At 68.8% G+C, this 8,115-nt stretch carries 4 protein-coding genes and 2 rRNA genes (1 of these 6 cut by a window edge); 2 read left to right on the forward strand and 4 right to left on the reverse strand.

All coding sequences use genetic code 11. The features are described 5' to 3' along the window. Window positions 1–15 precede the first annotated feature (15 nt). A complete protein-coding gene (locus J7462_RS04960) occupies window positions 16–1,683 on the forward strand; it encodes an ABC transporter ATP-binding protein (protein ID WP_219462193.1) in 1,668 nt (555 codons plus the stop codon). Further along, entirely contained in the window at window positions 1,680–3,701 is a 2,022-nt protein-coding gene (locus J7462_RS04965; protein WP_219462194.1) for an ABC transporter ATP-binding protein, read from the forward strand. The genes J7462_RS04960 and J7462_RS04965 overlap by 4 nt, the downstream gene beginning before the upstream one ends. Window positions 3,702–3,777: 76 nt before the next feature. Here J7462_RS04965 and J7462_RS04970 read toward each other — a convergent pair whose 3' ends face one another. From J7462_RS04970 to J7462_RS04985, 4 genes are all read right to left on the reverse strand, one after another. After that, window positions 3,778–4,518, reverse strand: coding sequence for a response regulator transcription factor (locus J7462_RS04970; RefSeq protein ID WP_255597586.1), 741 nt, complete (start codon window positions 4,516–4,518; stop codon window positions 3,778–3,780). 110 nt (window positions 4,519–4,628) lie between these two features. Then, window positions 4,629–5,300, reverse strand: coding sequence for a response regulator transcription factor (locus tag J7462_RS04975; protein ID WP_219462196.1), 672 nt, complete (start codon window positions 5,298–5,300; stop codon window positions 4,629–4,631). 274 nt (window positions 5,301–5,574) lie between these two features. Continuing rightward, window positions 5,575–5,691: ribosomal RNA gene (rrf, locus tag J7462_RS04980) — 5S ribosomal RNA — on the reverse strand. A gap of 100 nt (window positions 5,692–5,791) precedes the next feature. After that, window positions 5,792–8,115, reverse strand: a 23S ribosomal RNA gene (locus tag J7462_RS04985) (it continues 785 nt past the right edge of the window).

Raw genomic sequence — 8,115 nt, forward strand, 5'->3', positions numbered from 1 at the left:
GTGGGAAGGGGCGCGATGACACCGGACGACCGGCTCCTGCTACGGGCGGTGCGCGCCGCCGGCTGGTGGACCCCGACGCTGGCCGTGGTCACCGTGGCCGGCACCGCAGCCGAACTGGCCCTGCCGGCCGTGCTGGGACGGGCCGTCGACGCCGCCGTCGGAGCCGCCCCGCAGTCCTCCCCCGGCCGTTGGCTGGCCGCCGTCACCGCCCTGGTCGCCCTGCTGGTCGTCGTCGGCGTCATCCGCGACTACGGCACCGGCGCGGCCACCGCCCGGTCGGTGGCGCACCTGCGGCACACCCTGGTCGGGCACCTGTTCGCCCTCGACCCGCGCACCGCCGCCCGCCGCCCGGTGGGTGACCTGGCCGGCCGGGTGGTGGGGCAGGTGGCCGACGCCGGGCAGGCCGCGCCCACGGTCGTCACGGCCGCCACCGTGGCGTTGCCGCCCCTGGGCAGCCTGGTGGCGCTCACCCTGATCGACCCGTGGCTCGGTGTCACCTTCGTGCTGGGTCTGCTGCTGCTCGCCCTGCTGCTGCGCGGCTTCGTCGCCGACGCCTCCGCCGCCGTCGCCGGCTACCAGCAGGCCCAGGGCGACCTCGCCGGCCGGCTGGTGGAGACCCTCGCCGGGGCGCGCACCATCGCCGCCGCCGGCACCGGCGAACGGGAGGTCGACCGGGTGCTGACCCCCCTCGCCGCGCTGCACCGCCACGGCGCGCGTACCTGGACGGTGCTGGCCGGGGCGGCGACCCGGGGTGCCGTGCTCAACCCGCTGCTCCAGGTCGCGATCGTCGCCGTCGGTGGGTTGTCGCTGACCGCCGGCCGGCTGACACCCGGGGAACTGCTGGCCGCCATCCAGTACGCCGCGCTCGGTGCCGGCCTCGGCACCGTGGTCGCCGCCCTGAACACCGCCGTCCGGGTACGCGCCGGCTGCCGCCGGGCCGCCGAGGTGCTCGCCGAACCCGCCCGGCCGTACGGCACCCGGGCCCTGCCACCCGGGCCGGGCACCCTGGAACTGCGCGGGGTCACCGTGCGCGACGCCGAGGGCCGGGCCCTGCTCGACCGGGTGGACCTGCGGGTGCCCGGTGGCACCCTGCTGGCCGTCGTGGGTGCCTCGGGTGCGGGCAAGTCCCTGCTCGCCGCCGTCGCCGGCCGGCTGCGCGACCCCGACGACGGCGTGGTGCTCCTGGACGGCGTACCGCTGCCGGAGCTGGCCCCGGCAGCCCTGCACGCCGCGGTGGGTTACGGGTTCGAACGGCCGGTGCTGGTCGGCGAAACGGTGGGTGCCGCCGTCGGGGTCGGCGTGGACCCGGTGCCGCTGGCCAGGGCCGCCGCCATCCACGACTTCGTCGAACGGCTGCCCGACCGGTACGGCACCCCGCTGGCCGAGGTCGCCATGTCCGGCGGTGAACGGCAGCGGCTCGGGCTGGCCCGTGCGTTGCGCGCCGAACGGCTGCTCATCCTCGACGACGCCACGTCCAGCCTGGACACCGCCACCGAATACCAGGTGACCCGGGCGCTGACCGGCCCCGGTGACCGGCGTACCCGGGTGGTGGTCAGTCACCGGCTCGGCATGGCCGCCCGCGCGGACCTGGTGGCGTGGGTGGCGGGCGGTCGGGTCCGGGCGGTCGGCCCGCACCCGACACTGTGGGCCGACCCCGACTACCGGGAGGTGTTCCGGTCGTGAACACCGTCGTCGGGGTGACCCGGGCCGCGCTGCGGGCCCGGCGGGCGCAGCTGTGGCGGTTGGCCGGCTGGTCGGCGGCGGAGGTGCTCCCGGCGGCCCTGTCCGGGCTGCTGACCGCCCGCGCCGTCGACAGCGGCTTCCTGGCCGGCCGGCCGGACGTCGGGCTGGCCTGGTTGGCCCTGCTGGGGTTGGCGGTGCTGGTCGGCGCGGCCGGTACCCACCGGTCGTACGCGCTGCTCGGGGCCGTGGTCGAGCCGTTCCGCGACGACCTGCTCCGCCGGGTGGTACGCGGCGCGGTCGCCGCTGCGGCCGGCGGCCGGGCCGACAACGCGGCGGTCGCCCGCCTCACCCACCAGGTGGAGCTGGTCCGGGACACCTACGCCGGTCTCCTGATGGTGGTACGCGGTTTCCTGTTCGCGCTCGGCGCCGCCGTGCTCGGTCTGTTCTCGCTGGCCGCCCCGGTGGCCCTGGTGGTGGCGGTGCCGGTGCTGGCCGGTCTCGTCCTGTTCGCCCTGGCACTGCCGGTGATGGTGACCCGGCAACGGGAGTACGTGCAGGCCGACGAGCAGTTGGGCCGGGCCGTGGTGACCGCGGTGACCGGCCATCGTGACGTCGCCGCCAGCGGCGCACGGGACCAGGTCACCGGCTGGGTCGGCGGGTCCGTCGACGCCCAGGCCCGGGTGGAGCGGCGGCTGGCCACCATGGCGGCGACCCGCGGTCTGAGCCTGGCGCTGGGCGGCTGGCTGCCCGTTCCGGTGCTGCTGCTGGCCACGCCCTGGCTGGTCCGCCAGGGCCTGGGGCCGGGTGCCGTGCTCGGCGCGCTGGTCTACGTGACGCGCGGGGTGCAGCCGGCGCTGCACAGCCTGGTGCAGGGGGTGGCTGCCGGTGGCCTCCGGTTCGCGGTCACCCTGGACCGGCTGCTACGTACCGCCGCACCGGCGGACACCACACCCACCGGCACCACCGGCGGCCGGCCCGCCGCGCCACGGCCCGCCGGCCCGGCCGCTGCCGCACCTGCTGTCCCCCCTGACGACTGCCGGCCCGCCGCCGGCCCGCCCGGATGGTCGCCCCCCGGAGCGCAGCGGGCTGCGACGGCGTTGTCGCTGCGTGCGGTGACCTTCCGGTACGGCCCCCACGCCGACCCGGTGCTCGACCACCTCGACCTCGACGTGCCCGTCGGGGACCACCTGGTGATCGTCGGGGCCAGCGGGATCGGCAAGTCGACCCTGGCGGGTCTGATCGCCGGGGTGCTGTATCCGCAGTCCGGCACCATCCACGTCGCAGGGTTGCCGGTGACCGGTGCCACACCGGGAGAGCTGGCCGACCGGCGGGTGCTCATCCCCCAGGAGGCGTACGTCTTCACCGGCACGCTGCGCGACAACCTCGGCTACCTGGCGCCCGGCCTGCCGGACGAGGCGGTCGACCGGGCGGCGGCCCGGCTCGGCCTGACCGGGCTGCTGGCCCGGCTCGGCGGCCACGACGCACTGCTGTGCCCGGGGAAGCTGTCCGCAGGGGAACGCCAGCAGATCGCGCTGCTGCGGGCCTGGCTCTCCCCCGCCCCGCTGATCATCCTCGACGAGGCCACCTGCCACCTCGACCCGGCGACCGAGGCCCGACTGGAGAGCGTCTTCGCCACCCGCCCGGGCACCCTGGTGGTCATCGCACACCGGGTCAGTTCGGCCCTGCGGGCCCGGCGGGTCCTGCTGCTGGACGGACGGACCGCGCTGCTGGACACCCACGAAGGGTTGCTCACCCGCTCGGCGGCCTACCGCGCCCTGGTCGGCTACGGCGAGACGCAGGACGAGCCGCCGGCGATCGCCACCTGCTGGACGACACCGGACGACAAGGCGGGGACCGGCCCGGCGTCGAAGCCAGGGACGGAACCGGCCGTAGGGACGGACAGGACGCCCCGCACCGGGACGGTCCGGGGCGCGGGGGTGGCGACGGCTCGGGCCGGGTCGGAGGCGACAGCCCGGACCGCAACGGGGTCGACGACCGGAGCGGGGGGTGCCGCGTAGGCCGCCGGTGCCGGGTCGTCACCGGGGGTTGCACCACGCAACGAGGCTGGGCGGGCAACGAGGTAGGGCGGACGGGTCACAGCCAGCCCGACTCGCGGGCGATACGCACCGCCTCCCAACGGGTCCGGGCCCCGGTCTTCGCCATGATCCGCGACAGGTGGTTGCGCACCGTCCCGGTCGACAGCACCAGTCGATCAGCGATCTCCTGGACCGGATGCCCCTCGGCGACCACGTCGAGCACCTCACGCTCCCGATTGGTCAACGGGCTGGCGGCGACCTCCAGGGCGGCGACCACCAGATCCGGATCGAGGACGACCCGGCCCTCGGCGAGCTGGCGCACCCCATCGACGATTCGCCCGGGTGGAACGTCCCGACTGAGGAAGCCGATCCGGTTCCCGTACTCGGCGAGCACCGACCCGAGCCGCCCGGCCCGCCGCTGCTCCACCAGGACCAGCAGGGACCCTACGGGGGTGACCGGAGAAGCAGTGCGTTGCCGCAGGGACGCAGCACCGGCGATGTCCGTGGCCACCGGACCACAACCCGCCGTCACGGTGTCGGCCCGGCCGATGGCCCCCGCTCCGGGACCGGCCATGGGGTCGGCACCGGGGTCGGCAGTCGCCAGGTGGATCAGTTCCGCCACGGTCAGCATGTCGAACTCGATCACGGCCACGTCGGGGCGTTCGGCCCGGACCGCAGCGCGTAGGTGGTGCGGGCTGTCCACCTCGCCGACGATCTGGATGTCGTGCTCGGCCGAGAGCACCTGAGCGAGGGCGCCACGAAGCAGCCCGCCCTGGAGAGCGAGCAGTGTGCGGACCATAAGCAACTCCCGAGATCAAGCAGGTGTTGACGAAATGTGCGCAACCCATGACGCACGGTTGGGAATCTTATTGAACTCGTAACTGAACCGACACCCCTTCTCACGGTTGGTCAGATCCAGCCTGCGTCCTGGGCGCGCAGGACAGCTTCCCAACGATTGCGGGCACCGGTCTTGCCCAGCACCGCCGACAGGTGATTGCGGACGGTGCCGGGGGCCAGATGCAGGTGGGCGGCGATCTCCTTGGTCGACAGACCGCGTGCAGCTGCGGCGGTCACCTGCCGTTCCCGCTCGTTCAACGGGTTGACCGCGGCGTCGAGCGCGGCCAGCGCGGTCACCGGGTCGATCATCCGGTTGCCCTCGGCGACCAGCCGCAGTTGAGCCAGTAGTTCCTGCGGCGGGACGTCCTTGGCGATGATGCCCCGCACCCGCGCCCCGAGCGCCCGCCGCAGCACCCGCGCGGTCCGCCGGGACGTCAACACCACCACGGCGCACTCCGGCACCCTGGCGTGCCACCGTCTGGTGAGGACGGCCGGGTCGTCGATCCCGTCCAGGTCGACCAGGACCACGTGCGGACGACGGGTGACGACCCGATCGGTGACCTGGTGGTCGGGGTCACTCTCCCCCGCCAGCTCGAACCCGGGGGCGGCGGCCAACACCGCTGCCAGCGCGGTACGCAACAGGCCCGGTGGACCCACCACGACGACCCGGATCGTCGACGATTCGGCTTCTGCTGGCCGGCCCGGACCCGACGACGACTGCTTCCGGTTGGTCAGTTCGTCCATCCACTACATCTTCCCGAGACAACGGAAAAAGAGTCATGAATGTCAGAATGACGACGCAATAAAGGTCAACAAAAATGGGGGCGATCTGCATTCGTCGATACGGCCGCAGTATCGTCGGGGCTGCGCAGGCCTGGGCGGATCGCAGAACGCCAGGAACCGCGACTGCTGTTGCCGACCGAAATCGGCAGCAGAGCGGACGGGGCGGCCCGGTGGCGTGTTCGGGGCGTGAAAACAGTTGAGGCCGACCCCGAAGGGTCGGCCTCAACCAAAGATTGTCCGGCGGTGTCCTACTCTCCCACACCCTCCCGAGTGCAGTACCATCGGCGCTGGAGGGCTTAGCTTCCGGGTTCGGAATGTAACCGGGCGTTTCCCCTCCGCAATGACCGCCGTAACACTATGAACATATCAAACAACACACACACCCACACAACACACGGTGGGGGGTTGTTTGGTGTTTGTTCAGAGTTGCACAGTGGACGCGTAGCAGACTTGTAAGCAAGTCCTCGGCCTATTAGTACCGGTCAACTGAACCCGTTACCGGGCTTACATTTCCGGCCTATCAACCCAGTCGTCTAGCTGGGGGCCTTACCCCCACAAAGTGGGGTGGGATACCTCATCTTGAAGCAGGCTTCCCGCTTAGATGCTTTCAGCGGTTATCCCTTCCGAACGTAGCTAACCAGCCGTGCCCCTGGCGGGACAACTGGCACACCAGAGGTTCGTCCGTCCCGGTCCTCTCGTACTAGGGACAGCCCTTCTCAAGTATCCTACGCGCACGGCGGATAGGGACCGAACTGTCTCACGACGTTCTAAACCCAGCTCGCGTACCGCTTTAATGGGCGAACAGCCCAACCCTTGGGACCTGCTACAGCCCCAGGATGCGACGAGCCGACATCGAGGTGCCAAACCATCCCGTCGATATGGACTCTTGGGGAAGATCAGCCTGTTATCCCCGGGGTACCTTTTATCCGTTGAGCGACACCGCTTCCACTCGCAAGTGCCGGATCACTAGTCCCGACTTTCGTCCCTGCTCGACCTGTCAGTCTCACAGTCAAGCTCCCTTGTGTACTTGCACTCAACACCTGATTGCCAACCAGGCTGAGGGAACCTTTGGGCGCCTCCGTTACCCTTTAGGAGGCAACCGCCCCAGTTAAACTACCCACCAGACACTGTCCCTGAACCGGATAACGGTCCGAAGTTAGATACCCAAATCAACCAGAGTGGTATTTCAAGATTGCCTCCACCTATACTGGCGTACAGGTTTCACCGGCTCCCACCTATCCTACACAAGCCCATTCAGATACCAATGTCAAGCTATAGTAAAGGTCCCGGGGTCTTTCCGTCCTGCCGCGCGTAACGAGCATCTTTACTCGTAATGCAATTTCGCCGGGCCTGTGGTTGAGACAGTGGGGAAGTCGTTACGCCATTCGTGCAGGTCGGAACTTACCCGACAAGGAATTTCGCTACCTTAGGATGGTTATAGTTACCACCGCCGTTTACTGGCGCTTAAGTTCTCCGCTTCGCCCCGAAGAGCTAACAGGTCCCCTTAACGTTCCAGCACCGGGCAGGCGTCAGTCCATATACATCGAATTACTTCTTCGCATGGACCTGTGTTTTTAGTAAACAGTCGCTTCCCCCTGCTCTCTGCGGCCATACAACGCTCCACCCGCACGGGGCTTCACGTCTCCGGCCCCCCTTCTCCCTAAGTTACGGGGGCAATTTGCCGAGTTCCTTAACCACAGTTCGCCCGATCGCCTCGGTATTCTCTACCTGACCACCTGTGTCGGTTTGGGGTACGGGCCGCTAAGAACTCGCTAGAGGCTTTTCTCGGCAGCATAGGATCACTGACTTCACCTGAATCGGCTCGGCATCACGTCTCAGCCCCATGTGTTGCGGATTTGCCTACAACACGGCCTACACGCTTACCCCGGCACAACCACCGGCCGGGCTCAGCTACCTTCCTGCGTCACCCCATCGCTTGACTACTACCCACCAGGTTCCCACGCTCACCATTCTCAGTCCGAAGACCTCCAACAGCTCGGGCAGTTAGCACAATAAGGTTCATCACGGGCGCTCTTTCGCGGGTACGGGAATATCAACCCGTTGTCCATCGACTACGCCTCTCGGCCTCGCCTTAGGTCCCGACTCACCCAGGGCGGATTAGCCTGGCCCTGGAACCCTTGGTCATCCGGCGGAAGGGTTTCTCACCCTTCTTTCGCTACTCATGCCTGCATTCTCACTCGTGCCGCGTCCACAACTGGGTCACCCCGCTGCTTCACCCCCGGCACGACGCTCCCCTACCCACCCACACACCTGCACACCCCATCAAGGAGATGCGAAGTAAAATGTGAGTGCCACAGCTTCGGCGGTGTGCTTGAGCCCCGCTACATTGTCGGCGCGGAACCACTTGACCAGTGAGCTATTACGCACTCTTTAAAGGGTGGCTGCTTCTAAGCCAACCTCCTGGTTGTCTATGCGACCCCACATCCTTTTCCACTTAGCACACGCTTAGGGGCCTTAGCTGGTGATCTGGGCTGTTTCCCTCTCGACTACGAAGCTTATCCCCCGCAGTCTCACTGCCGCGCTCTCACTTACCGGCATTCGGAGTTTGGCTGATTTCGGTAAGCTTGTGGGCCCCCTAGACCATCCAGTGCTCTACCTCCGGCAAGAAACACGCGACGCTGCACCTAAATGCATTTCGGGGAGAACCAGCTATCACGGAGTTTGATTGGCCTTTCACCCCTAACCACAGGTCATCCCCCAACTTTTCAACGTTGGTGGGTTCGGCCCTCCACGCGGTCTTACCCGCGCTTCAGCC

It is taken from the genome of Micromonospora sp. RL09-050-HVF-A (assembly GCF_019374995.1).
Taxonomy (GTDB): Bacteria; Actinomycetota; Actinomycetes; order Mycobacteriales; family Micromonosporaceae; genus Micromonospora; species Micromonospora antibiotica.

Bases quoted from the DNA above. Each gene is read 5' to 3' on its own strand.
- J7462_RS04960 (WP_219462193.1), top strand. From the start codon at position 16: ATGACACCGGACGACCGGCTCCTGCTACGGGCGGTGCGCGCCGCCGGC.
- J7462_RS04970 (WP_255597586.1), bottom strand. From the start codon at position 4,518: ATGGTCCGCACACTGCTCGCTCTCCAGGGCGGGCTGCTTCGTGGCGCC.
- J7462_RS04975 (WP_219462196.1), bottom strand. From the start codon at position 5,300: ATGGACGAACTGACCAACCGGAAGCAGTCGTCGTCGGGTCCGGGCCGG.